The organism is Streptomyces nanhaiensis, assembly GCF_046614825.1.
GTDB classification, from domain to species: Bacteria; Actinomycetota; Actinomycetes; order Streptomycetales; family Streptomycetaceae; genus Streptomyces; species Streptomyces radiopugnans.
In genome coordinates, this window is the sequence record NZ_JBKJFM010000006.1 from 72,954 (window position 1) to 94,887 (window position 21,934).

The 21,934-nt window shown below is 73.7% G+C and carries 17 protein-coding genes and 1 tRNA gene; 14 read left to right on the forward strand and 4 right to left on the reverse strand.

From position 1 onward, the window contains the following. The first annotated feature begins 23 nt into the window (after nucleotides 1–23). The 3 genes from ACLIYP_RS03685 to ACLIYP_RS03695 are packed head-to-tail and all read left to right on the forward strand — an operon-like array spanning nucleotide 24 to nucleotide 898. A complete protein-coding gene (locus tag ACLIYP_RS03685) occupies nucleotides 24–200 on the forward strand; it encodes a DUF4244 domain-containing protein (protein WP_412711686.1) in 177 nt (58 codons plus the stop codon). Next, nucleotides 187–534 carry a TadE family type IV pilus minor pilin gene (locus ACLIYP_RS03690; RefSeq protein ID WP_412711687.1) on the forward strand — a complete coding sequence of 116 codons (348 nt, stop codon included), beginning with the start codon at nucleotides 187–189 and terminating at the stop codon, nucleotides 532–534. The genes ACLIYP_RS03685 and ACLIYP_RS03690 overlap by 14 nt, the downstream gene beginning before the upstream one ends. Then, entirely contained in the window at nucleotides 518–898 is a 381-nt protein-coding gene (locus ACLIYP_RS03695; protein WP_412711688.1) for an Rv3654c family TadE-like protein, read from the forward strand. The genes ACLIYP_RS03690 and ACLIYP_RS03695 overlap by 17 nt, the downstream gene beginning before the upstream one ends. On the opposite strand, the gene ACLIYP_RS03700 is transcribed toward ACLIYP_RS03695, so the two are convergent. Further along, nucleotides 822–3,287, reverse strand: coding sequence for a DEAD/DEAH box helicase (locus ACLIYP_RS03700; RefSeq protein ID WP_412711723.1), 2,466 nt, complete (start codon nucleotides 3,285–3,287; stop codon nucleotides 822–824). The genes ACLIYP_RS03695 and ACLIYP_RS03700 overlap by 77 nt on opposite strands. A gap of 162 nt (nucleotides 3,288–3,449) precedes the next feature. Here ACLIYP_RS03700 and bldG point away from each other — a divergent pair, with 162 nt between their 5' ends. The 6 genes from bldG to ACLIYP_RS03730 all read left to right on the forward strand — a co-directional run bounded on the left by bldG (nucleotide 3,450) and on the right by ACLIYP_RS03730 (nucleotide 10,137). Beyond that, complete coding sequence (gene bldG / locus ACLIYP_RS03705) at nucleotides 3,450–3,791, forward strand: anti-sigma factor antagonist BldG (RefSeq protein WP_093657489.1); 342 nt, start codon at nucleotides 3,450–3,452, stop codon at nucleotides 3,789–3,791. 136 nt (nucleotides 3,792–3,927) lie between these two features. Further along, nucleotides 3,928–4,359, forward strand: a complete 432-nt coding sequence (locus tag ACLIYP_RS03710) for an ATP-binding protein (RefSeq protein ID WP_412711689.1) — start codon at nucleotides 3,928–3,930, stop codon at nucleotides 4,357–4,359. 462 nt (nucleotides 4,360–4,821) lie between these two features. Next, nucleotides 4,822–7,293, forward strand: a complete 2,472-nt coding sequence (locus ACLIYP_RS03715; protein ID WP_412711690.1) for a sodium-translocating pyrophosphatase — start codon at nucleotides 4,822–4,824, stop codon at nucleotides 7,291–7,293. Nucleotides 7,294–7,514: 221 nt separating this feature from the next. Next, nucleotides 7,515–8,093: a small secreted protein gene (locus ACLIYP_RS03720; protein ID WP_412711691.1), complete on the forward strand. Its 579-nt coding sequence runs from the start codon at nucleotides 7,515–7,517 to the stop codon at nucleotides 8,091–8,093. Between the two features lie 135 nt (nucleotides 8,094–8,228). Beyond that, nucleotides 8,229–9,803 (forward strand): DUF7059 domain-containing protein, encoded by a 1,575-nt coding sequence (locus ACLIYP_RS03725; protein ID WP_412711692.1) that lies wholly within the window; start codon nucleotides 8,229–8,231, stop codon nucleotides 9,801–9,803. Between the two features lie 136 nt (nucleotides 9,804–9,939). Beyond that, the gene (locus tag ACLIYP_RS03730) at nucleotides 9,940–10,137 is read left to right on the forward strand and encodes a hypothetical protein (protein WP_412711693.1); all 198 of its coding nucleotides are present in this window, start codon (nucleotides 9,940–9,942) and stop codon (nucleotides 10,135–10,137) included. A 129-nt stretch (nucleotides 10,138–10,266) separates the two neighbouring features. On the opposite strand, the gene ACLIYP_RS03735 is transcribed toward ACLIYP_RS03730, so the two are convergent. The 3 genes from ACLIYP_RS03735 to ACLIYP_RS03745 form a co-directional block, all read right to left on the reverse strand. Then, on the reverse strand, nucleotides 10,267–10,512 hold the full coding sequence (locus ACLIYP_RS03735) for a TM2 domain-containing protein (protein ID WP_093657501.1): 246 nt from the start codon (nucleotides 10,510–10,512) through the stop codon (nucleotides 10,267–10,269). Nucleotides 10,513–10,738: 226 nt separating this feature from the next. Next, a complete protein-coding gene (locus ACLIYP_RS03740) occupies nucleotides 10,739–11,170 on the reverse strand; it encodes a DUF2752 domain-containing protein (RefSeq protein WP_412711694.1) in 432 nt (143 codons plus the stop codon). A gap of 92 nt (nucleotides 11,171–11,262) precedes the next feature. Beyond that, nucleotides 11,263–11,745 carry a TM2 domain-containing protein gene (locus ACLIYP_RS03745; RefSeq protein ID WP_412711695.1) on the reverse strand — a complete coding sequence of 161 codons (483 nt, stop codon included), beginning with the start codon at nucleotides 11,743–11,745 and terminating at the stop codon, nucleotides 11,263–11,265. Between the two features lie 405 nt (nucleotides 11,746–12,150). On the opposite strand from ACLIYP_RS03745, the gene topA reads away from it, so the two are divergent. The 5 genes from topA (at nucleotide 12,151) to ACLIYP_RS03770 (ending at nucleotide 21,593) form a co-directional block, all read left to right on the forward strand. Continuing rightward, nucleotides 12,151–15,009, forward strand: a complete 2,859-nt coding sequence (gene topA, locus ACLIYP_RS03750; RefSeq protein WP_412711696.1) for a type I DNA topoisomerase — start codon at nucleotides 12,151–12,153, stop codon at nucleotides 15,007–15,009. Between the two features lie 128 nt (nucleotides 15,010–15,137). Continuing rightward, the gene (gene tmk, locus ACLIYP_RS03755; RefSeq protein ID WP_412711697.1) at nucleotides 15,138–18,314 is read left to right on the forward strand and encodes a dTMP kinase; all 3,177 of its coding nucleotides are present in this window, start codon (nucleotides 15,138–15,140) and stop codon (nucleotides 18,312–18,314) included. Nucleotides 18,315–18,479: 165 nt separating this feature from the next. Then, nucleotides 18,480–19,733 carry a DNA polymerase III subunit delta' gene (locus ACLIYP_RS03760; protein ID WP_412711724.1) on the forward strand — a complete coding sequence of 418 codons (1,254 nt, stop codon included), beginning with the start codon at nucleotides 18,480–18,482 and terminating at the stop codon, nucleotides 19,731–19,733. Between the two features lie 75 nt (nucleotides 19,734–19,808). After that, the gene (locus ACLIYP_RS03765) at nucleotides 19,809–21,413 is read left to right on the forward strand and encodes an alpha/beta hydrolase (RefSeq protein ID WP_412711698.1); all 1,605 of its coding nucleotides are present in this window, start codon (nucleotides 19,809–19,811) and stop codon (nucleotides 21,411–21,413) included. Between the two features lie 106 nt (nucleotides 21,414–21,519). Further along, nucleotides 21,520–21,593: transfer RNA gene (locus tag ACLIYP_RS03770), tRNA-Thr, on the forward strand. The last annotated feature ends 341 nt before the right edge of the window (nucleotides 21,594–21,934 follow it).

Here is a 21,934-nt window from a genome sequence, read left to right on the forward strand (position 1 = left end):
GGATGGCGGTGTGGACCGGCCGGATGACGCGCCGAGCCCGGGACCGGGACGCACAGGCCGGGATGAGCACCGCGGAGTACGCGGTGGGCACGATCGCCGCCGCGGGTTTCGCGGCGGTGCTCTACAAGATCGTCACCAGCGGCCCGGTCTCCACGGCGATGCGGCAACTGATCGAGCGGGCGCTCGATGCGGGCTTCTGAAGGGCGGGAGCGGGGCTATGTCACCGCGGAGACCGCTGTGGTGGTGCCCACCCTGATCGCGCTGTTCGGGCTGCTGCTGTGGGGCGGGGCGGCGGTGGTCGCGCAGGTCCGCTGTGTGGACGCGGCGGGCGCGGGGGCGCGGGCGGCGGCGAGGGGCGAGCCGCCCGAAAGGATCAGCCGGGCCGTGAGGGATGTCGCGCCGCGGGGAGCGGGACTGGAGACGTCCCGGGAGGGCGAACTGGTGCGGGTACGGGTCTCGGCGAGGGCGGCCGGCCCCGGCCCGCTGGGCGTGGAACTGGAGGCCGAGGCGGTGGCGTATGCGGAACCGGGGTGATCGCCTGCCTCCTTGCGGCGGGGCCCGTTCCGGGGAACGGGGCTCGGCCACGGTGTGGGCCGCGCTGTGCGGACTGGTGCTGTGCACGGTGGCGGTGGGCGTACTGGCGCTGGGGCAGGCCGTCGTCACCCGCCACCGCGCGGGCGCGGCCGCGGACGCGGCGGCGCTCGCGGCGGCCGATCACGCCCTTCGGGGCGCTGAGGAAGCCTGCGCCGCCGCGCGGCGGGTGGCCGCCGCGCAGCGGGCGAGGGTGGTGCGCTGCCAGGTGCGGGAGGAGATCGCGGACCTCACGGTGCGGGTGCGGGCGGGTCCGTACTCCGCCGGGGTGAGGGCTCGGGCGGGGCCTGCCGCAGCAGCTCCGTGAGGAGCCGTACCGCACCTCGCTTGTGCAGGGGGTCGTTGCCGTTGCCGCACTTGGGCGACTGGATGCACGACGGGCAGCCGCTGTCGCACTCGCACGCGGCGATGGCCCGGCGGGTCGCGGTCAGCCAGTCGCGGGCGGTGTGGAAGGCGCGTTCGGCGAAGCCGGCGCCGCCGGGGTGCCCGTCGTAGACGAAGACCGTCGGCAGCAGGGTGTCGGGGTGCAGCGGCACCGAGACGCCGCCGATGTCCCAGCGGTCGCAGGTGGCGAAGAGCGGCAGCATGCCGATGGAGGCGTGCTCGGCGGCGTGCAGGGCGCCGGGCAGCACCTCGGGGCCGATCCGGGCGGCGTCGAGCTGGTCCTCGGTGACCGTCCACCACACGGCGCGGGTGCGCAGGGTGCGCGGCGGCAGGTCCAGCTTGGACTCGCCGAGCACCTCGCCGGTGACGAGCCTGCGGCGCAGATAGGAGACGACCTGGTTGGTGACCTCGACCGAACCGAAGCACAGCCGTGCCTCGCCCCAGGGGATCTCGGTGTCGGTCTCCAGCACGGAGACCGAGGTGGTGTCCCTGGCCATCGTCGTCCAGGGCGGGCTCGTCTCCTCCACCAGGGCGACCGAGTCCTCCAGGTCCAGGCGGCGAACCACGTAGGTGCGGCCCTGGTGGAGGTGGACCGCGCCGTCGTGGACGGTGGTGTGGGCCGCGGCGGCGTCGACGGTGCCCAGCAGCCGCCCGGTGCCCTCCTCCACCACCTGGACGGGCCGGCCGCCCTGGCCGCGGATGTCGGTGAGGTCGGTGGCCCGCTCGCGGCGGGTCCAGTACCAGCCCGTCCCCCGGCGGCGCAGCAGTCCGCGCCGCTCCAGGAGCGGCATCAACCCGGGCACGGCCGGCCCGAACAGCTCGAAGTCCGCCTCGGTGAGGGGAATCTCCGCCGCCGCGGCGCACAGATGGGGGGTGAGGACGTACGGGTTGTCCGGATCCAGGACGGTGGACTCCACGGGGCGGCGGAAGATCGCGTCGGGATGGTGGACGAGGTAGGTGTCCAGCGGGTCGTCCCGGGCGACGAGGACGGCCAGGGCGCCCTGGCCCGCCCGCCCGGCGCGCCCGGCCTGCTGCCACAGGGAGGCGCGGGTGCCGGGGTAGCCGGCCAGGATCACGGCGTCGAGGCCGGACACGTCGATGCCGAGTTCGAGGGCGGTGGTGGCGGCCAGCCCGAGGAGCTCGCCGGAGTGCAGGGACCGCTCCAGGGCGCGGCGCTCCTCCGGCAGGTAGCCGCCCCGGTAGGCGGCGACCCGCCCGGCCAGGGAGCGGTCCACCTCGGACAGCCGCTCCCGGGCGATCACCGAGATCAGCTCGGCGCCGCGCCGGGAGCGTACGAAGGCGACGGTCCGCACGCCCTGGACGGCGAGGTCGGTGAGGAGGTCGGCGGCCTCGGCGGTGGCGGTCCGCCTTACCGGGGCACCGCGCTCGCCGTGCATCTCCGTCAGCGGGGGCTCCCAGAGGGCGAAGACCACCTCGCCGCGAGGGGAGGAGTCCCGGGTGATCTCGGTGACGGGCAGGCCGGTGAGGCGGGTGGCGGCCTCGCCCGGCTCGGCGGCGGTGGCGGAGGCCAGCAGGAAGACCGGCTCGGAGCCGTAGCGGGCGCACACGCGCCGCAGCCGGCGCAGCACCTGGGCGACGTGGGAGCCGAACACGCCGCGGTAGGTGTGGCACTCGTCGACGACCACGTAGCGCAGGGCGCGCAGGAAGGAGGACCAGCGGGGGTGGGCGGGGAGTATCCCGCGGTGCAGCATGTCGGGGTTGGTGAGCACGTGGTTGGCGTACTGCCGCACCCACTCGCGCTCCTCCACGGGGGTGTCGCCGTCGTAGACCGCCGGGCGGACGGCACTGCCCAGCGGGGCGGCCAGTTCGACCACGGCCCGCCGCTGGTCGGCGGCCAGCGCCTTGGTCGGGGCGAGGTAGAGGGTGGTGGCGCCGCGCCCGTTCGGGGCCCGGGCGCCCTCCAGCAGCACGCTGAGCACCGGGGCCAGGTAGGCCAGCGACTTGCCCGAAGCCGTGCCGGTGGCGACCACCACCGATTCCCCCCGCAGTGCGTGCTCGGCGGCGCGGGCCTGGTGCTCCCACGGACGGTCGATGCCGGCCGCGCGGATCGCGTCGACCACTTCCGGCCGAATCTGACCAGGCCAGTCCGCATGACGACCGTTCCGCGGGGGCAGGTGCTCCACATGGGTGATGCGCACGGCCCGGTCCGCCCCCGCGGCAAGGCTTTCGAGGACCGTTCGGGGAGACGGAGGCGAGGGACGTGCGCCTGCAGACGTCGCGCGGTGGTTGGTGGCCATCGGAATCGAGTGTGTCACCGGCGCGACGGACAATGGTCGCAAGGCGTCGTGCAGGCCCCCGGGTAAGTGATTGAATGCTTCTGCGGCTGCCGATCCGTCCTCTACCTTCGGCGGGGAGACGACCTCCCCACGTCCGGTGGGGATGGCCCGTCCTCACCTTCCGGTGGGGAGGCGCCAAGGGGGCGGACCGCTCGATAGCAAGGTGCTGGAGGATCTGTGGACCTGTCCCTGTCGACCCGTACCGTCGGCGATCGCACGATCGTCTCGGTGGGTGGCGAGATCGATGTATACACCGCGCCCAAGCTGCGCGAGCAGCTGGTCGAGCTGGTGAACGACGGCAGCTACCACCTGGTCGTGGACATGGAGGGCGTTGACTTCCTCGACTCCACCGGCCTCGGTGTGCTCGTCGGCGGACTCAAGCGCGTACGCGCCCACGAGGGCTCGCTGCGCCTGGTCTGCAACCAGGAGCGCATTCTCAAGATCTTCCGTATCACCGGCCTGACCAAGGTGTTCCCCATCCACACCTCGGTCGACGAGGCCGTGGCGGCCACCGACTGAGAGCCGAGCCGAACGAGCCCGTACAAGGCGCTCAGGGGCGCCGGACCGGCACCGGACCGGTCCGGCGCCCCTGAGCGGCAGTCAGGCACCGGGTCACCGGGTGACCGCAGGCACAGGCATTACCGAGGGGGATGGCATGGCCACCGTCGAACTGCGCTTCAGCGCCCTGCCCGAGCATGTGAGGACGGCGCGTCTGGTGGCGGCCGCCGTCGCGCGCCGGGCCGGTGTCGACGACGCCGTACTGGACGAGGTACGGCTCGCGGTGGGCGAGGCGTGCAGCAGAGCGGTCGGTCTCCACGTCGGCCACGGTCTCGACACACCCGTCCGGGTGGCGCTGACCGAGGACGAGAAGGCGTTCCGCATCGAGGTGGGCGACGACGCCCCCCAGGGACCGCAGGGCGGAGTCCACGGCCCTCCCGGAAGCGGGGACGGAGCCGAGGCCGACGACGAGGTCGACATGGGGCTCGCGGTGATCAGTGGGCTGGTGGACGACGTCGAGGTGACCGCCGACGAGCGCGGCGGCCTCATCCGGATGAGCTGGCCGACCAACCCCGAGCCGCTCGCCTGACCATCCACCCCGCGCGGGCCCGCCCGCGCGGCAGGCCCGCTCCCGCGGCTCCTTCCGAGCCGGCCCAGGCGCCCCTCCCCGGGGCGCCTCACTCATGTCCGGCCCCCCTGCTCTCGTCCTGTCCCCGCCCGGTCCCGCTCTGCCCCCGTCCCGATCTCTGTCCCGCTCCCCGCCCCGCCCCGCCGTGGCCGGCCTGCGCACCACCCGCCCGCCTCCGCGCCCGGCCGGGATCTCCCCGGATATTCCGAGATCCTTTCTTCCGCACCGCCGGAGAGGAATATCTCGGCCGTTCAGGGGAATTATTTTCAATGCCCGCTATTCGATCTTTGCGGGTGCGGATCGGCAGGAAATACCGCACTCTGTTGTGAGCCGAAGCAGCTCCCTACAATCCGTCCACATCTTTGCAGCAGGACGCCTGAGCGTGCTTGCGCGCGCCCATGTGCCAAACGTCAAGGAGGACGAATGGCGGGGCACCACACCCCTTTCCAGAACCGGCTACAACTGGCCGAAGCCGTTCTCACCAGCGGCAATCGCGGCCTGGTGCTGGTGATCGCGCTCGTCGCCGCGGCAGCCCTGGCGGTCGCCGTGGTGCTGGTACGTCAAGTGCTCGCCGCAGGCGAGGGCACCGACGGCATGAAGAAGATCGCGGCCGCCGTACAGGAAGGCGCGAACGCCTACCTCGCGCGGCAGTTGCGCACCCTCGTCATATTCGCCGCCGTGGTCTTCTTCCTGTTGATGTTGCTCCCGGCCGACGGTATGGGCCAGCGAATCGGACGCTCGGCGTTCTTCCTGGTCGGTGCGGCTTTCTCGGCGGCCACCGGCTATATCGGCATGTGGCTGGCCGTACGCAGCAACGTACGGGTCGCGGCCGCCGCCCGGGAGGCGACTCCCGGTGAGGGGGAACCCGCGAAGGACCTGACCGAGGTCTCCCACCGGGCGATGAAGATCGCCTTCCGTACGGGCGGGGTCGTCGGCATGTTCACCGTCGGCCTCGGTCTGCTCGGCGCCGCCGTCGTGGTGCTCGTCTACGCCGCCGACGCGCCCAAGGTGCTGGAGGGCTTCGGTCTGGGAGCCGCCCTGATCGCGATGTTCATGCGAGTGGGCGGCGGCATCTTCACCAAGGCCGCCGACGTGGGCGCGGACCTCGTCGGCAAGGTCGAGAAGGGCATCCCCGAGGACGACCCGCGCAACGCAGCCACCATCGCGGACAACGTCGGCGACAACGTCGGCGACTGCGCGGGCATGGCCGCCGACCTCTTCGAGTCCTACGCCGTCACCCTGGTGGCCGCGCTCATCCTGGGCACGGTCGCCTTCGGCGACTCGGGGCTGGCCTTCCCCCTGCTCGTCCCGGCGATCGGCGTCCTGACCGCCATGATCGGCGTCTTCGCGGTCGCGCCGCGCCGCGCCGACCGCAGCGGCATGACCGCCATCAACCGCGGCTTCTTCATCTCCGCGCTGATCTCCCTGGTCCTGGTGGCCGTCGCGGCGTTCACCTACCTGCCGGGCAGCTTCGGCGAGCTGGAGGGCGTCACCGACACCGCCATCGCCGGCCACGACGGCGACCCGCGCGTCTTCGCGCTGGTCGCGGTCGCCATCGGCATCGTGCTCGCCGCGCTGATCCAGCAGCTCACCGGCTACTTCACCGAGCCGGGCCGCAGGCCCGTGCGCGACATCGGCAAGACCTCGCTGACCGGCCCCGCCACCGTGGTCCTCTCCGGCATCTCCATCGGCCTGGAGTCCGCGGTCTACACGGCGCTGCTGATCGCGCTCAGCGTCTACGGAGCCTTCCTGCTGGGCGGCGCCTCCATCATGCTGGCGCTCTTCGCCGTCGCCCTGGCGGGCACCGGCCTGCTCACCACCGTCGGCGTCATCGTCGCCATGGACACCTTCGGCCCGGTCTCCGACAACGCCCAGGGCATCGCCGAGATGTCCGGCGACGTCGAGGGCGCGGGCGCCCAGGTGCTCACCGACCTCGACGCGGTGGGCAACACCACCAAGGCCATCACCAAGGGCATCGCCATCGCCACCGCGGTGCTGGCCGCCGCCGCCCTCTTCGGCGCCTACCGCGACGCGATCGCCGGCGCCGTGTCGGACGTGGGCGCCAGGGCCGGGGAGCTGGGCCTGAGCCTGGACATCTCGCAGCCGAACAACCTGGTGGGCCTGATCCTCGGCGCCTCCGTCGTCTTCCTCTTCTCCGGGCTGGCGATCAACGCCGTCTCCCGGTCGGCGGGCTCGGTGGTCTTCGAGGTGCGGCGCCAGTTCCGCGAGCGGCCCGGGATCATGGACTACAGCGAGAAGCCCGAGTACGGCCGGGTGGTGGACATCTGCACCAAGGACGCGCTGCGCGAGCTGGCCACCCCGGGTCTGCTGGCCGTCATGGCGCCCATAGCCGTCGGCTTCACGCTCGGCGTCGGCGCGCTCGGCTCCTTCCTCGCCGGCGCCATCGGCGCGGGCACGCTGATGGCGGTCTTCCTCGCCAACTCCGGCGGGGCCTGGGACAACGCCAAGAAGCTGGTCGAGGACGGCCACCACGGCGGCAAGGGCAGCGACGCGCACGCCGCGACGGTCATCGGCGACACGGTCGGCGACCCGTTCAAGGACACCGCGGGTCCCGCGATCAACCCGCTGCTGAAGGTGATGAACCTGGTGGCGCTGCTGATCGCGCCCGCCGTGGTGCAGCTGGGCCACGGCGACGACGCCAATGCCGGCGCGCGGGCCGCCATCGCGGTCCTCGCCATCGCGGTCATCGTCGGCGCGGTCTACGCCTCCAAGCGGCGCGGCATCGCGGTCGGCGGGGAGGGCGACGAGAAGGACACCGGCGGTGTGGCCGGACGCACCTCCGGGGCTCCGGGCTCCTCCGGCTCCTCGCGCACGCCGGGCCCGTCGGACCCGTCGGGCCCCTCGGATCCGGGGACTCCGGTGGCGGCGCCGTAGAGGGCGGGCGGGACTTTGCAGGGCAGCCCCGGCGCACGGCGGTGGGCGGTGCACCGACGCACCGCCCACCGCCGTGCGCCGGGGCGGACCATGTGAGATGTGCTCAACGCAAATGCGGATCCAAGTACTTAAATACGATCTATTCACCCCGCCGGCCCACGGCCGGTGAACCTCCTGCGTGTATGTTCCGGGCCGAACACCCACGAAGGGATCGATCCGGAGTGAACAAGAAGCTTGCTGCCGCGCTGTCCGGCACCGCGGTGCTCGTGCTCGCCCTGAGCGGGTGCGGCGACGAGGGCAACGAGAAGGCCGAGCGCTGGGCCCAGGAGTACTGCGGCTCGCTGCAGAAGCAGAACAAGACCATCGACGGCGCCAACCAGGCCCTCGCGCGGATCACCGAGGGGGACAAGTCCCCCGAGGAGGTCAAGAAGACCGACGTGGAGGCCTTCGGCGACCTCTCCACCGCCTACAAGGCCCTGTCCAACGCCGTGCGCAAGGCGGGCGTCCCGCCGCTGGAGGACGGCTCCCGGATCCAGAAGAACGCGATCGGCCGGCTCGACGCGCTGTCGGCCACGTACGCGGACCTCCGCGAGCGGGCCGAGGCCCTGGACGAGAAGGACCGGTCGGAGTTCGCCGACGGGCTGCAGGACATCGCCGGGGAGATGGAGAAGCTCCCCAAGCAGTTCGGCGAGGTGGAGAAGGCGCTGGGCGAGTTCCGGCAGGGCGACCTCCAGGCCGCGATAGCGGGTCAGGACGGCTGCCGCAGGCCGTCGCCGGCGCCGTCCGCCTCGGCGGCCTAGCGAGGAGCCGGGGAGGCCGGAGGCCGGAGGAAGCAGCGGAGCCGGGCGGCCCGGGAGCAGTCCGGGAGCAGTCCGGGAACGGAGAGGCGCGCGGGGGTCTGCGTACGCCGGGGCGCGCCGCGTGACAATGGGGAGGTGAGTGACCGCCTCCCCACCCCCGGACCCGCCCTCCCCCGGCTGCGCGACGCCTTCCTCGCCGCCGGCTTCACCCCTGACGGACTGCTGGAACTGCTCGGCGCCCCCGCCTACGCGGCCCTCGCCCGCAACGAGACCGTCCCCGCGCTGCGCGCCACGCGCGGCGGCGGACGCCTGGAGACGCTGGTGCGGCTGTTCCTGCTCCAGCGACCGGTGCCCTACGAGCGGGCCCGCTCGGCGCTCCCGGCCGACGACGCGCTCACCGACGGCTGGCTGCGCCGCCACACCGCGGCCGACGCGGACGCGGGCGGAGGCGGCGACGCCGTCTCCGCCACCGTGGACGTCCGCCCGTACGCCGGGCCGGAGGGGCTCAACTGGTGGATCGTCTCCGACCTCGGCTGTGCGGTCGGCGGCGCCGGCGGCATCCGTACGGCCGAGGGCGCCGGTACGGGCACGGCCGACCGCTCGCAGCTCGTCCTGGGCGTCGGCGGCGCCTCGACGACCCTGGCGGGCATCACCGTGCGCACCCCCGTGGCCCGCGCCCTGGACCTGGGCACCGGCTCGGGCGTCCAGGCCCTGCACGCCGCCCGGCACGCCGAATCCGTCACCGCCACCGACCTCAACCCCCGCGCCCTGCGCCTGACCCGCCTCACCCTCGCCCTCTCCGGCGCGCCCGAGGCCGATCTGCGCGAGGGCTCCCTCTTCGAACCGGTCGAGGGCGAGGCACCCTACGACCTGATCGTCTCCAACCCGCCCTTCGTCATCTCCCCCCGAGCCGCGGACGGCACCCGCCTGACCTACCGTGACGGCGGCATGGGCGGCGACGACCTGTGCCGCACCCTCGTCGAGCGCTCCGCCGCCCACCTCGCCGACGGCGGCTACTGCCAACTCCTCGCCAACTGGCGGCACATCGAGGGCCGGGACTGGAGCGAGCGGCTGGCCTCCTGGGTGCCGGAGGGCTGCGACGCCTGGATCGTGCAGCGCGAGGTGCAGGACGCCGCCCAGTACGCCGAGCTGTGGCTGCGCGACGCCGGCGAGCACCTGGGCGACCCGGCCGCGTACGCCGCGCACTACGACGCCTGGCTGGAGGAGTTCGAGGCCGGCGGCACCACCGGTGTCGGCTTCGGCTGGATCACCCTGCGCAAGTCGGGCGCGCGGCACCCGTCGGTCACCGTCGAGGAGTGGCCGCACCCGGTGGAGCAGCCGCTCGGGGAGGAGGTGCGCGCCCACTTCGAACGCCGGGACTTCCTGCGCGCCGCGGACGACGCGGCTCTGCTCGCCACCCGCTTCGTGCTGGCCGACGAGGTCGCCCAGGAGCAGATCGGCAGGCCCGGCGCGGACGATCCGGAGTACGTGGTGCTCCGTCAGAACCGCGGCATGCGCCGTGCGACGAGGGTGGACACGGTCGGCGCGGGCTTCGCCGGCGTGTGCGACGGATCGCTTCCGGCCGGCCGCATCATCGACGCCATCGCCCAGCTCCTCGGCGAGGACCCGGTGGGGCTGCGCGACCGCACCCCGGAGTCCATCCGGCTCCTGGTCGAGCAGGGCTTCCTGCTGCCCGCGGGGAACGCGTAGACGGGGCGGAACGGGGGCGGAACCGGAGGGACGGGGCAGGGCGGGCGGACCGTTTGGCCAGTGCTCGTCCGGCTGTCCGGGCGGCGTTCACCCGGCGTTCGCCCCCGCGATCCCCGCGGGTGCCACCGTGCTCCGCATGGAAAGCGGACCCGCCGCCTTCGCCGGAGCGGCCTTCACCCTGTTCGGCGCCGGACTGCTGCTGTGGACCTCGGTGCGCGTAAGGCTGCGCGAGCCGGTGGCCGAGGGGGCCGAGCAGGTCACCGCGGCCGTGCTCGGCTCGGTGTTCGGCGCGGCCTTCCTGGCCGCAGGGCTCTGGGCGTTCACGCGCCTCTGATCCGAACCGTTCCGCCCAGGACTCCGGGCCCCGGGCCCGGGGGAGCGGCAGCGGCCCGTACCTCCCGGCGGGGGAGGCACGGGCCGCGGGTGCGTGGGCCCCTCACGGCGCCCGGTCACCGGCCTGCCGTCAGCCGCGCAGGACGCGGCCCTGCTTGTCGGTGCGGTCCTTGCTGGTGAGGAAGAGGATTCCGTCGATCAGCGACCAGAAGCCCAGACCGCCGCAGGTCAGGAGCTGGGCGATCGCCATGCCGGTGTGGCCGGTGTAGAAACGGCCGATGCCCAGGCCACCCAGGAAGATCTGCAGCAGACCAGCGGTGATCTTGGACTTGTCGGAATACGGCTGGCCGTTGGGCGCGGTGCCGGAGAACGCCATGGGTGGCTCCTTCGTGCTTCAGATGGGGACACGCCACGGCCGTTGATGTCATGTACCAGACGTGCTGTGGCGGAATCCCAGACCTCCGGAACCCGGCGAGGGTTGCGGCATCCCCGCAGTCGTGATCGAACAGTGATCCGACGGCACGTCACGGGCCTGCGGAGACTCCCGGCACCTGGGCACCTGGGCACCTGAGTACCCCGGCGCCCGGTGCGGGCGGCCGGGCTCAGCCGACCAGGTTCCGCGCCACCGCCCACACCACGGCCGTCCCCAGCACCACCGCCGTGCCGATCCTTCCCAGCTTCGGCCGGTAGCGGCGTCCGCGCAGCCCCTCCACCAGCCAGCGCCCGCCGAAGTACGCGGCGGCCGGGACGCCGAGGGTCAGCAGCAGCGCGTTGTCGTGGAAGGCGGCGACGACGTCCCCGTGCATGAGGTCGTACGTCATACGGGTGCCGCCGCACGCCGGGCACAGCAGCCCGGTCAGCAGGTTGAACGGGCAGCGCGGCAGCCACTGCCCGGCCTGGTGCGGATTGGTCCCCCACAGGTAGGCCGCTCCGGCCAGCCCGGCGGCGAGCGCGCCCAGCGGCGGCGCGGCGGGGTGGGTGCGGAGGGTGCGCACGGCCCGGGCGAACGCTCCGCCGCCCCGGCTCCCTTCCACCCCTCCGGCCCCTTCCGCTCCCGCTGCGGCTTCCGTTTCGGCTCCCGCTTCCGTGCCCGCTCCCGTCCTCCCGGTCACCGTGGTCATCTCGCTCAGCTCCGCAGCACGCGGCCCTGCGCGTCCGTGGGGCTGTCCTGGGTGAGGAGCATGATCCCGTCGATCAGCGACCAGATGCCGCAGCCGCCGCAGGTGAACAGCTGGCCCAGGGCCAGGCCGGTGTGGCCGGTGTAGAAGCGTCCGATGCCGAAGCCGCCAAGGAAGAGCGAGAGGACGCCCGCCACGACCTTGGACTTGTCGGAGTACGGGCGGCCGTAGGGGTCGTAGCCGTACGGGGCGTTCGGGTCGCCGGTGTAGCCGCCCGCCGCCGGCGGCGGGGTCTGCTGCGGGTAGCCGTACTCCGGCTGGCCGGGCTGCTGCGGGTACCCGTATCCGGGCTGGCCGGGCTGCTGGGGGTACCCGTACGCGGGCTGGCCCGGCTGGCCCGGCTGGCCGGACTGGCCCGGCTGCTGGGCGTAGGGGTTGTTCTGCGGCTGCTGGGGCTGGCCGTACGGGTTGTGCTGGCTGGGGTCGGACATGGGAGGTTCCCCCGGTGTGTGGCTGGGACAGACAGACGGGCACATCTTGCCAGCCGGTGCGGGGCGCAGGAATGGTGGCCGTCGGGTTACCGTTCGAGTAACCGAGCGGTGAAGGCTCCGCCGGACGGCCCGGAGCTCCTGGTGCCGGCCCGCCGCCGCGCCCCGGCGTGCACGTTGCCGGGGTCCGGGCCGGGGCCCGGGCGGCGGATCCGGCGAACACGGGGAGATGGTTATCTCATCGGGTTACCGTTCGAGTGGCGTTGCGGACTTTTCCCGTTTGACACGGGGGCGGGAGGTACCGTCACACTCCGCAGCGAGAGCGCAGCCGCACGAAAGCGTGAAACACGCCGAGAACAGACCGACCCGACGAAGCGGGACCACCGACCGGAGAAGAGCGAGAAGAAGTTGTCCCCGACCAGCAAGACCGCAGACGGCGGGCGCCGACTCGTGATCGTCGAGTCGCCGGCCAAGGCCAAGACGATCAAGGGCTACCTCGGTCCTGGCTACGTGGTCGAGGCCAGCGTCGGGCACATCCGCGATCTGCCGAACGGGGCCGCCGAGGTTCCCGCCAAGTACAAGGGCGAGCCCTGGGCCCGGCTCGGCGTCGACGTCGACCACGACTTCGAGCCGCTGTACGTCGTCAACAGCGACAAGAAGGACCAGGTCAAAAAGCTCAAGCAGCTCCTGGCGGAGTCCGACGAGCTGTTCCTGGCCACCGACGAGGACCGCGAGGGCGAGGCCATCGCCTGGCACCTCCAGGAGGTGCTCAGGCCCAAGGTCCCGGTGCGCCGGATGGTCTTCAACGAGATCACCAAGGACGCCATCCGGGCCGCCGTCTCCAACACCCGCGAGCTGAACCAGCGCCTGGTCGACGCCCAGGAGACCCGCCGCATCCTCGACCGGCTCTACGGCTACGAGGTCTCCCCGGTGCTGTGGAAGAAGGTCATGCCGCGCCTGTCGGCGGGCCGCGTGCAGTCCGTCGCCACCCGCCTGGTCGTCGAGCGCGAGCGCGAGCGCATCGCGTTCCGCTCCGCCGAGTACTGGGATCTGACCGGCACCTTCGCCACCGGCGGTGTCCACGGGGCCGGCGACGCCGCCGACCCCGCCTCCTTCACCGCCCGGCTGAGCGCCGTGGACGGCCGCCGCGTCGCCCAGGGCCGCGACTTCGGTCCCGACGGGCTGCTCAAGGGCGGCTCCGGCGACAGGTCGGGCGTCCTGCACCTGGACGAGACCGCCGCCCGCGCGCTGGCCGCCGCCCTGGAGGGCGCCGACTTCACCGTCCGCTCGGTGGAGTCCAAGCCGTACCGCCGCTCGCCGTACGCGCCCTTCCGCACCACCACCCTCCAGCAGGAGGCCAGCCGCAAGCTCGGCTTCGGCGCGAAGGTGACCATGCAGGTGGCGCAGAAGCTGTACGAGAACGGCTTCATCACCTACATGCGGACGGACTCCACCACCCTGTCCGACACCGCCGTCGCCGCCGCCCGCGCCCAGGTCACCCAGCTCTACGGCGCCGACTACCTGCCCGACCGGCCCCGCACCTACGCGAGCAAGGTCAAGAACGCGCAGGAGGCCCACGAGGCGATCCGCCCCTCCGGCGACCGCTTCCGAACCCCCGCCGAGACGGGTCTGACCGGCGACCAGTTCAGGCTGTACGAGCTGATCTGGAAGCGGACCGTCGCCTCCCAGATGAAGGACGCCACCGGCCAGTCCGTCACGGTCAAGGTCGGCGGACGGGGCACGGACGGCCGGGACGCCGAGTTCAGCGCCTCCGGCAAGATCATCACCTTCCACGGCTTCCTCAAGGCCTACGTCGAGGGCGCCGACGACCCCGGCGCCGACCTCGACGACCGCGAGCGCCGCCTGCCGCGCGTCGACGAGGGCGACCGGCTGGCCGCCACCGGGATGTCGGTGGACGGCCACGCCACCAAGCCCCCGGCCCGCTACACCGAGGCCACGCTGGTCAAGGAGCTGGAGGAGCGCGAGATCGGGCGCCCCTCGACGTACGCGTCGATCATCAGCACCATCCTCGACCGCGGCTACGTCTTCAAGAAGGGCACCGCGCTCGTCCCCTCCTTCCTCTCCTTCGCCGTCGTCGGCCTGCTGGAGAAGCACTTCGGCCGCCTGGTCGACTACGACTTCACCGCGAAGATGGAGGACGACCTCGACCGCATCGCCGCCGGCGAGGCCGAGGCCGTGCCGTGGCTGCGCCGCTTCTACTTCGGCACCGACGAGCCGGGGGCGGAGGGCACGGCCGCGGCGGTGGCCGGGAACGGCGACGGCGACCACCTCGGCGGGCTGAAGGACCTGGTCTCCGACCTCGGCGCGATCGACGCCCGGGGGGTGTCCTCCTTCCCCGTCGGCGAGGGCATCGTGCTGCGGGTGGGCCGCTACGGCCCCTACGTCGAGGAGCCGCCGGCCGCCGAGGGCGAATCCGGCCGCCGCGCCGACGTACCCGCCGACCTGCCGCCGGACGAGCTGACGGTGGAGTACGCCCGGGAGCTGCTGGCCAAGCCCAGCGGCGAGTTCGAGCTGGGCACCGACCCGGAGACGGGCCGCCCCATCGTGGCCAGGGACGGCCGCTACGGGCCGTACGTCACCGAGGTGCTGCCCGAGGGCACGCCGAAGACCGGCAAGAACGCGGTGAAGCCGCGCACGGCCTCGCTGCTGAAGTCGATGTCCCTGGACACCGTCACCCTCGACGACGCCCTGAGGCTGCTCTCCCTGCCGCGGGTGGTCGGCACCGACCCCGAGAGCGGCCAGGAGATCACCGCGCAGAACGGCCGCTACGGCCCGTACCTGAAGAAGGGTACCGACTCCCGCTCGCTCCAGAGCGAGGAGCAGATCTTCACCATCACCCTGGACGAGGCGCTGGCGGTCTACGCCCAGCCCAAGCAGCGCGGCCGGGCCGCGGCCAAGCCGCCGCTGAAGGAGCTGGGCACCGACCCGGCCAGTGAGCGCCCGGTGGTGGTCAAGGACGGCCGCTTCGGCCCGTACGTCACCGACGGCGAGACCAACGCGACGCTGCGCCGCGACGACGACGTGGAGACGATCACGCCGGAGCGCGCGTACGAGCTGCTGGCGGAGAAGCGCGCCAAGGGGCCGGCGAAGAAGGCGGCCAAGAAGACGGCCGCCAAGAAGACGGCTGCGAAGAAGACCGCCGCCAAGAAGACCACCGCCAAGAAGGCCACCGCGAAGAAGGCCGCCACCAAGAAGACGGCCGCCAGGACGGCCACCGGGAAGACCGCGCCGACCGACGCGGAGTAGGCGCGCGGGGGTAGGCATACGGGCGGCACGTGCGGGAACCTTCCGCACGTGTCCGTCCGTAACAGCTTCCCCGGCCGCTCGTCCGGCCGCATCGCAGCCCCCGTACCCCCGACCGATAGGCTTGCGGGATGACGCGTGCAGAGCAGCCACCGGTCGTGTCCACCACCTCCGAAGCCCTGGCCGCGGACTCCCGCGAGCGCGCCGTGCGGGCCCTGCTGAGGCATGCCCCCCTGCGCCGGCTGTGGGGCGCACAGCTCGCCAGCGGGGTCGGCGACGCCCTCGCCCTGCTGGTCCTGGTGCTGCTGGCCCTCCAGGCGGCCGTCGCCGTACCGGCCATGGGCGGCGCCCCCGTCCTGGGCGGCGGCTACCGCGGCGTGGCGCTCGCCGTCGCCGCCGTGTTCGCCGTCCGGCTGCTGGCCGCCCTGCTCTTCGGCGCCGTGCTGCTGGGTCCGCTCTCCTCCCTGACCGCGGACTCCGGCGGCGTGCTCGACCGCCGCTGGACGATGATCGGGGCGGACGGCGTACGGCTGGCGCTGATGATCGTCGCGCCGCTGTGGATCGACTGGACCCCCGACCAGGCGTTCGCCTTCCTGCTGGTCACCGTCTTCCTCACCGGGGTCGCCGAACGGGTCCGGGGCGTGGCCAAGGACAGCGCCGCCCCCACGCTGCTGCCCGCACCGCCCCCCGAGGGCGCGGCGGTGCGCCCCCTGCCGGACCACCACGACGCGCTGCGCCGCCTGTGGCTGCGCACGGGCTTCCTCGCCATCCCGGCGGCCGCCGCGGGGCTGGTCGCGATCACCCTGGTCGGCAACCTGCTGGGCGCGGGCATCGAGTGGTTCACCACCCACCAGGCGGCACTGGCGTCCTACGCCGCGGCCGGCCTGTTCGCCGCGTCGATCGCCCTGCTGTACTTCCTGCACCTGCCCGGCGGCGGCACCCCGCGCCCCCGCTCCCCGCTGGAGGGCCTGCGCCGCCCCCGCACCGGCAGGCCGGAGAAGGGCGCGGACGGCAAGACCGTCCGCAAGGCCGTGGACAGGGGCCGCACCGGTGCCGCCCCGCTGCTCGTCCTGACCGGCGCCTGCGTGGCCGCCGCCGTCGCCGCGGCCGCCGCGCTCGCGGTGCTGCACGCCATGGACCTGGGCGGCGGCCCGGTCCTGTTCGGGCTGTTCGTCCTGGCGCTGACCGGCGGCACCGCCGCGGGCGTCCGCCGGGCCCCGCGCGTACTGCCCGCGCTGTCCCGCAGGCGGCTGCTCGCCCTGTCCGTCGCGCTGGCCGGACTGGCCCTGCTCGCGGCCGGGCTGACCCCCGACACCACCGCCGTACTGCTGCTGCTCCTGCTCGCGGGCCTGTCCGCCGGAGTCGCCGCGAACACCGGGCACACCCTCCTGGACGAGGAGACCGAGGAGTCCCGCCGCGCCCGGATGACCGACCACCTGCACGCGTCCGTGCACGTCGCCGTCGCGTTCGCGGCCGTCGCCGCGCCCGTGCTGGCGGCCCTCATCGGCCCGCACCGGGTCGAGAGCGGCGACTTCGTCTTCGCCCACGGCGGCGCGGCCTTCACGCTGATGCTGGTCGGCGCGCTGCTGCTGCCGGTGGCGGCCCTCGTCCTGGTCCGCCTCGACGACCGGCAGGGCGTGCCGCTGCGGCGCGATCTGCGCGAGGCGTTCGGCGGCGGCTCCGAGCCGCTCCAGGCCCCCTCGCCCACCGGCTTCTTCATCGCCCTGGAGGGCGGCGACGGCGCGGGCAAGTCCACGCAGGTGGAGGCGCTGGCCGAGTGGATCCGCTCCAAGGGCCACGAGGTCGTCGTCACCCGCGAGCCGGGCGCGACCCCGATCGGCAAGCGGCTGCGCTCGATCCTGCTGGACGTCTCCTCGGCCGGCCTGTCGCACCGCGCCGAGGCCCTGCTCTACGCCGCCGACCGGGCCGAGCACGTCGACTCGGTCGTACGCCCCGCCCTGGAGCGCGGCGCGGTCGTCATCACCGACCGCTACGTCGACTCCTCCGTCGCCTACCAGGGGGCCGGGCGCGACCTGTCGCCGACGGAGGTCGCCCGGATCTCCCGCTGGGCCACCGGCGGGCTCGTACCCCATCTGACCGTCCTGCTGGACATCTCGCCGGAGACCGCCCGCGAGCGGTTCACCGAGGCGCCCGACCGGCTGGAGTCGGAGTCCGCCGAGTTCCACCGGCGGGTCCGCTCCGGCTTCCTCACCCTGGCCGCCGCCGACCCCACCCGCTACCTGGTGGTGGACGCGGGCCTGGAGCCCGAGGCCGTCACCACGGTCGTGCGGCACCGGCTCGACCAGATGCTGCCGCTGTCCGAGGCCGAGATCGCCGCCCGTGAGGAGGCGCGCCGCAGGGCCGAGGAGGAGGCCCGCAGGCGCGCGGAGGAAGAGGCCGCGCGCAAGGCCGAGGAGGAGCGCCTGGAGCGCGAGCGACAGGAGCGTCTGGAGCGGCTGCGCGCCGAGGAGGAGGAGCGCAGGAAGCGCGAGGAGGAGGAGGCCCGGCGCCGCGAGGAGCTGCGCAGGGCCGAGGAGGCCCGGCAGCGCGCCGAGGAGGCCCGCCGCCTGGCGGAGGAGGAGCGCCGGCGACGCGAGGCCGAGGAGCGCGCCCGCCGCGAGGAGGAGGAGCGCAGGCGCCGTCTGGCCGAGGAGGAGGCCCGGCTGCGGGCCGAGGCCGAGGAGCGCCGGCTGGAGAAGCAGCGCAAGGCCGAGGAGGCCCTGCTCCGCGCCGAGCAGGCCCGCAGGGCCGCCGAGGCGGAGGAGGCGGCCCGCCGGGAGCGGGAGGAGCGCGAGTCCCGGGAGGCGCGGCAGAGGCACTCGCTGCGCAAGGACGAGACTCCGGGTGCCGGTGCCGGTGCCGCGGGTGCCGGGAGCGCCGGGAACACCGGAAGTGACGCCGACGAGACCACCGTCCTGCCGCGGGTCTCGCCGGACGCGGAGGAGACGGTCGTCCTGCCGCAGCAGGCGCCGTCGGCTCCCCCGGCTCCCCCCGCGGGGGCGACCGCGGCCCCCGGGGACGAGACCGCCCCGCTGCCGCGGACGGAGCCCGGGGACCGGGCGCCGTCGTGGTCGCTGCGCAAGGACGGGACCGGCGCCGAGCCCCCGGCCGCACCGCCCGCCGCCGGCGAGGAGCGCACCCGGGAACTGCCGCAGGTCGACGAGGCGGGCCGCCCCCGCCGCCGTCCCGAGTGGGCGGAGGAGACGCCGATGGACGACCTGCCCACCCTCGCGGACGAACTCCTCGGTCCTCACCAGGAGTTCGCCGAGGACGAGGAGGACGGCCGGCGGCGCGGCCGCCGGGGCTGACGCCCGGCGGGCCGCACCCCGCCGCGGGCCGGCCGTCCGCGGCTGTCACAGCCGTGCGGAACAATGGCGGAAACGCGGTTCGGCGCCGAGCGGCACGCGGTGGCGCCGGACGGCGGACCGGCACCGGACGGACCGGGCGGCGCGCGGAGGGAGGGCGACGGGGCCATGGCCGTATGGGACGACCTGATCGGGCAGGACAGGGTCGTGGAGCAGCTCGCCGCGGCGGCGCGCGACGCCGACGCGCACGTCACGGCCGCCGCGTCCGCCGCATCCGGCGACGAGGGGAGCCGGGCGGCGTCCCCGGAGCCGCCCGGGTCCCCGGGGCTCTCCGGCTCGGCGATGACCCACGCCTGGCTGTTCACCGGCCCGCCCGGCTCCGGTCTGGCGACCGCCGCCCGCGCCTTCGCCGCCGCCCTGCAGTGCGTCAGCCCCGACCGCGCCCTGGGCGGCGCACCCGGCTGCGGCTTCTGCGACGGCTGCCACACGGCGCTGATCGGCACGCACGCCGACGTCGAGGTGGTCCGCGCGTCCGGGCTCAGCACCGGTGTCGACGACACCCGCGACCTGGTGCGCCGCGCCCAGCTCTCCCCGTCCGGTGGCCGCTGGCAGGTGGTCGTCCACGAGACCGCCGACCGGCTCACCGAGCAGGCCGCCAACGCCCTGCTCAAGGCCGTCGAGGAACCCGCCCCCCGCACGGTGTGGCTGCTGTGCGCGCCCTCCGCCGACGACGTCCTGCCCACGATCCGCTCCCGCTGCCGCCATCTGGTGCTGCGCACACCGCCGGTGGACGCCGTCGCCGACATGCTGATCCGGCGCGACGGCATCGAGCCGGAGGCGGCCGTGGCCGCGGCCCGCGCCACCCAGGGCCACATCGACCGGGCCCGGCGCCTGGCCACCGACGCGCGGGCCCGTACGCGCCGCGCCGCCGTCCTCGCCCTGCCCACCCGGATGGACGACATCGGCGACGCGCTCCGGGCCGCCCAGCAACTGGTCGACGCGGCCGGCGAGGACGCCAGGGAGGCCGTCGAGGAGGTGGATGCCAGGGAGACCGAGGAGATGCGCGCCGCGCTCGGCGCCTCCGAGGGCGGGCGGCTCCCGCGTGGCACGGCGGGAGTGATGAAGGACCTGGAGAAGCGGCAGAAGAGCCGCGCCACCCGCGCCCAGCGCGACTCCCTCGACCTAGCCCTGCTCGACCTGACCGCCTTCTACCGCGACGTGCTGGTCCGCCAGCTCGGCTCACAGGTGGCGATCGCGTGCGAGGACGTCCGCGACGCGGTGGAGCGGATCGCCGCCTCCACCCGTCCGGAGCAGACGCTGCGCCGCATGGAGGCGGTGCTGGAGTGCCGCCGCGCCATCGAGCGCAATGTGGCCCCCCTGCTGGCCGTTGAGGCGATGGCGGTGGCGCTCCGCGCGGGCTGACCTCCTCCTCCGCCGCCGCGGACTCCGGCGGCGGCTCACCTCCTGGCGGCTCCGGCCCGTATACGCTCCAAGGTCATGGACACCAGGCGTCTGCTCCGTACCGGTGGCGTCGCGTTCGCGACGGCCGCGCTGTTGCTGTCGGGCTGCTCAGGCTCGGACGATCCGGAGCCCGAGCGCGGCGCCGAGCCCTCCCGTTCGTCGTCACGCCCCTCGGACGACCGCGGGGTGAGCCCGGCCAAGCCGCTCGAACCGCTGCCCGAGGCGGTCCCGGCGAACCTCAAGCGGTACTACGGGCAGAAGCTGAGCTGGAAGGACTGCGGTGTCTCCGGCTTCCAGTGCGCCGAGCTGAAGGTGCCGCTGGACTACGCCGCGCCTGACGAGTCCGAGGACCTGAAACTCGCCGTCACCCGCAAGAAGGCCTCCGGCCCCGGCAAGCGGCTGGGCGCCCTGCACGTCAACCCGGGCGGCCCGGGCGGCTCCGCCGTCGACTACGTCCAGCTCGCGGCGGGCGTCGGCTACCCGGCCCCGGTGCGCGCCCGGTACGACATCGTCGGCATGGACCCGCGCGGCGTGGCCCGCAGCGAGCCCATCGAGTGCCTGACCGACAAGGAGATGGACGAGTACGTCCGCACCGACGCCACCCCTGACGACAAGGGCGAGATCGACAAGCTGGCAGCGGCCTTCGAGAAGTTCGCCAAGGGCTGCCAGAAGCGGGAGGGCGACCTGCTCGGCCACGTCTCGACCGTCGAGGCCGCCCGCGACATGGACGTCCTGCGCCAGGTGCTCGGCGACGACAAGCTGACCTACGTCGGCGCCTCCTACGGCACCTACCTCGGCGCCACCTACGCCGGGCTCTTCCCCTCCCGCGTCGGCCGGCTCGTCCTGGACGGCGCCATGGACCCCTCGCTCACCTCCGAGCAGCTCAACCTCGACCAGACCGCGGGGTTCGACACCGCCTTCACCGCCTTCGCCGAGGACTGCGTCAAGCTCGACGACTGTCCCCTGGGCAGCGGGAGCGTCAAGGAGGCGGGCGAGCGCCTGAGCGCCTTCTTCGAGAAGACGGACGCCAAGCCGATCGCCACGGGCGAGTCGCGGAAGCTGACCGAGTCGCTGGCCACGATCGGCGTGCTGAACGCCATGTACACCGAGTACTACTGGCCGAAGCTGCGCTCGGCGCTCACCGCCGCGCAGAAGGGCGACGGCGCGGAACTGCTGTCGCTGGCCGACGACTACTACGAGCGCGGCGCCGACGGCGGCTACGGCAACATCATGTACGCCAACGCCGCCGTCAACTGCCTCGACCTGCCCGCCCCATTCAAGGACCCGGCCGAGGCGGAGAAGGCCGTCCCCGGCTTCCGCAAGGCGTCCGGGGTCTTCGGCCGCAACTTCGCCTGGGCGGCCCTGAACTGCACGTACTGGCAGCACCCGTCCACCGGTGAGCCCCGCCGCATCGAGGCGAAGGGCGCCGCCCCCATCCTGGTCGTGGGCACCACCCGCGACCCGGCGACCCCGTACAAGTGGTCCCAGGGCCTGGCCGAGCAGCTCTCCTCGGCGACCCTGCTGACCTACGAGGGCGACGGCCACACGGCGTACGTGCGCGGCAGCGACTGCGTCGACTCGGCGGTCAACGACTACCTGCTGCGGGGGAAGGTACCCGCCGACGGCAAGAAGTGCTCCTGACCCCCTGGTCCCCTGGTCCCCTGACCCCCGCCCCGCACCGAATCCGGTGCGGGGCACCCCCGGGCACTGTGTACACTTGAGCGCGCTGCGGTTCGCCGCACGCATCGCCGCCTTAGCTCAGTCGGCCAGAGCGACGCACTCGTAATGCGTAGGTCAAGGGTTCGATTCCCTTAGGCGGCTCACTCCGAAGGACCAGCTAGGAACGTTCCTAGCTGGTCCTTCGTCGTTCAGCGGATGCGGCGGCGGCGCTGGGCGCGGGCCGCCTTGGTCGGGCTGGTCTCAGTTCTGGTCTCAGTCTGCGGCCAGAGAGCGTCCCCCATGCGCGGTCGGTCCGGCCTGCACGCGGTCGGCTTCGTCGGGCGTTTCGGGTGCTCGTGGAGCACCGTGACTTCCCGGGTGGTGCTGGAACGGGCAGGCTCCGCATGATCCCGGCGGCATGCAGGGACCACACAGGGTCGCGTGTCTTCTGTGGCAGCCTGTTGCACGCGCTGTTGCGCCGTCGTCCGGCTTATTCTTTTTGA

Bases quoted from the DNA above. Each gene is read 5' to 3' on its own strand.
- ACLIYP_RS03685 (WP_412711686.1), top strand. From the start codon at position 24: ATGACGCGCCGAGCCCGGGACCGGGACGCACAGGCCGGGATGAGCACC.
- ACLIYP_RS03690 (WP_412711687.1), top strand. From the start codon at position 187: ATGCGGGCTTCTGAAGGGCGGGAGCGGGGCTATGTCACCGCGGAGACC.
- ACLIYP_RS03695 (WP_412711688.1), top strand. From the start codon at position 518: ATGCGGAACCGGGGTGATCGCCTGCCTCCTTGCGGCGGGGCCCGTTCC.
- ACLIYP_RS03710 (WP_412711689.1), top strand. From the start codon at position 3,928: ATGGCCACCGTCGAACTGCGCTTCAGCGCCCTGCCCGAGCATGTGAGG.
- ACLIYP_RS03715 (WP_412711690.1), top strand. From the start codon at position 4,822: ATGGCGGGGCACCACACCCCTTTCCAGAACCGGCTACAACTGGCCGAA.
- ACLIYP_RS03730 (WP_412711693.1), top strand. From the start codon at position 9,940: ATGGAAAGCGGACCCGCCGCCTTCGCCGGAGCGGCCTTCACCCTGTTC.
- ACLIYP_RS03735 (WP_093657501.1), bottom strand. From the start codon at position 10,512: ATGGCGTTCTCCGGCACCGCGCCCAACGGCCAGCCGTATTCCGACAAG.
- ACLIYP_RS03745 (WP_412711695.1), bottom strand. From the start codon at position 11,745: ATGTCCGACCCCAGCCAGCACAACCCGTACGGCCAGCCCCAGCAGCCG.
- tmk (WP_412711697.1), top strand. From the start codon at position 15,138: ATGACGCGTGCAGAGCAGCCACCGGTCGTGTCCACCACCTCCGAAGCC.
- ACLIYP_RS03760 (WP_412711724.1), top strand. From the start codon at position 18,480: ATGGCCGTATGGGACGACCTGATCGGGCAGGACAGGGTCGTGGAGCAG.
- ACLIYP_RS03765 (WP_412711698.1), top strand. From the start codon at position 19,809: ATGGACACCAGGCGTCTGCTCCGTACCGGTGGCGTCGCGTTCGCGACG.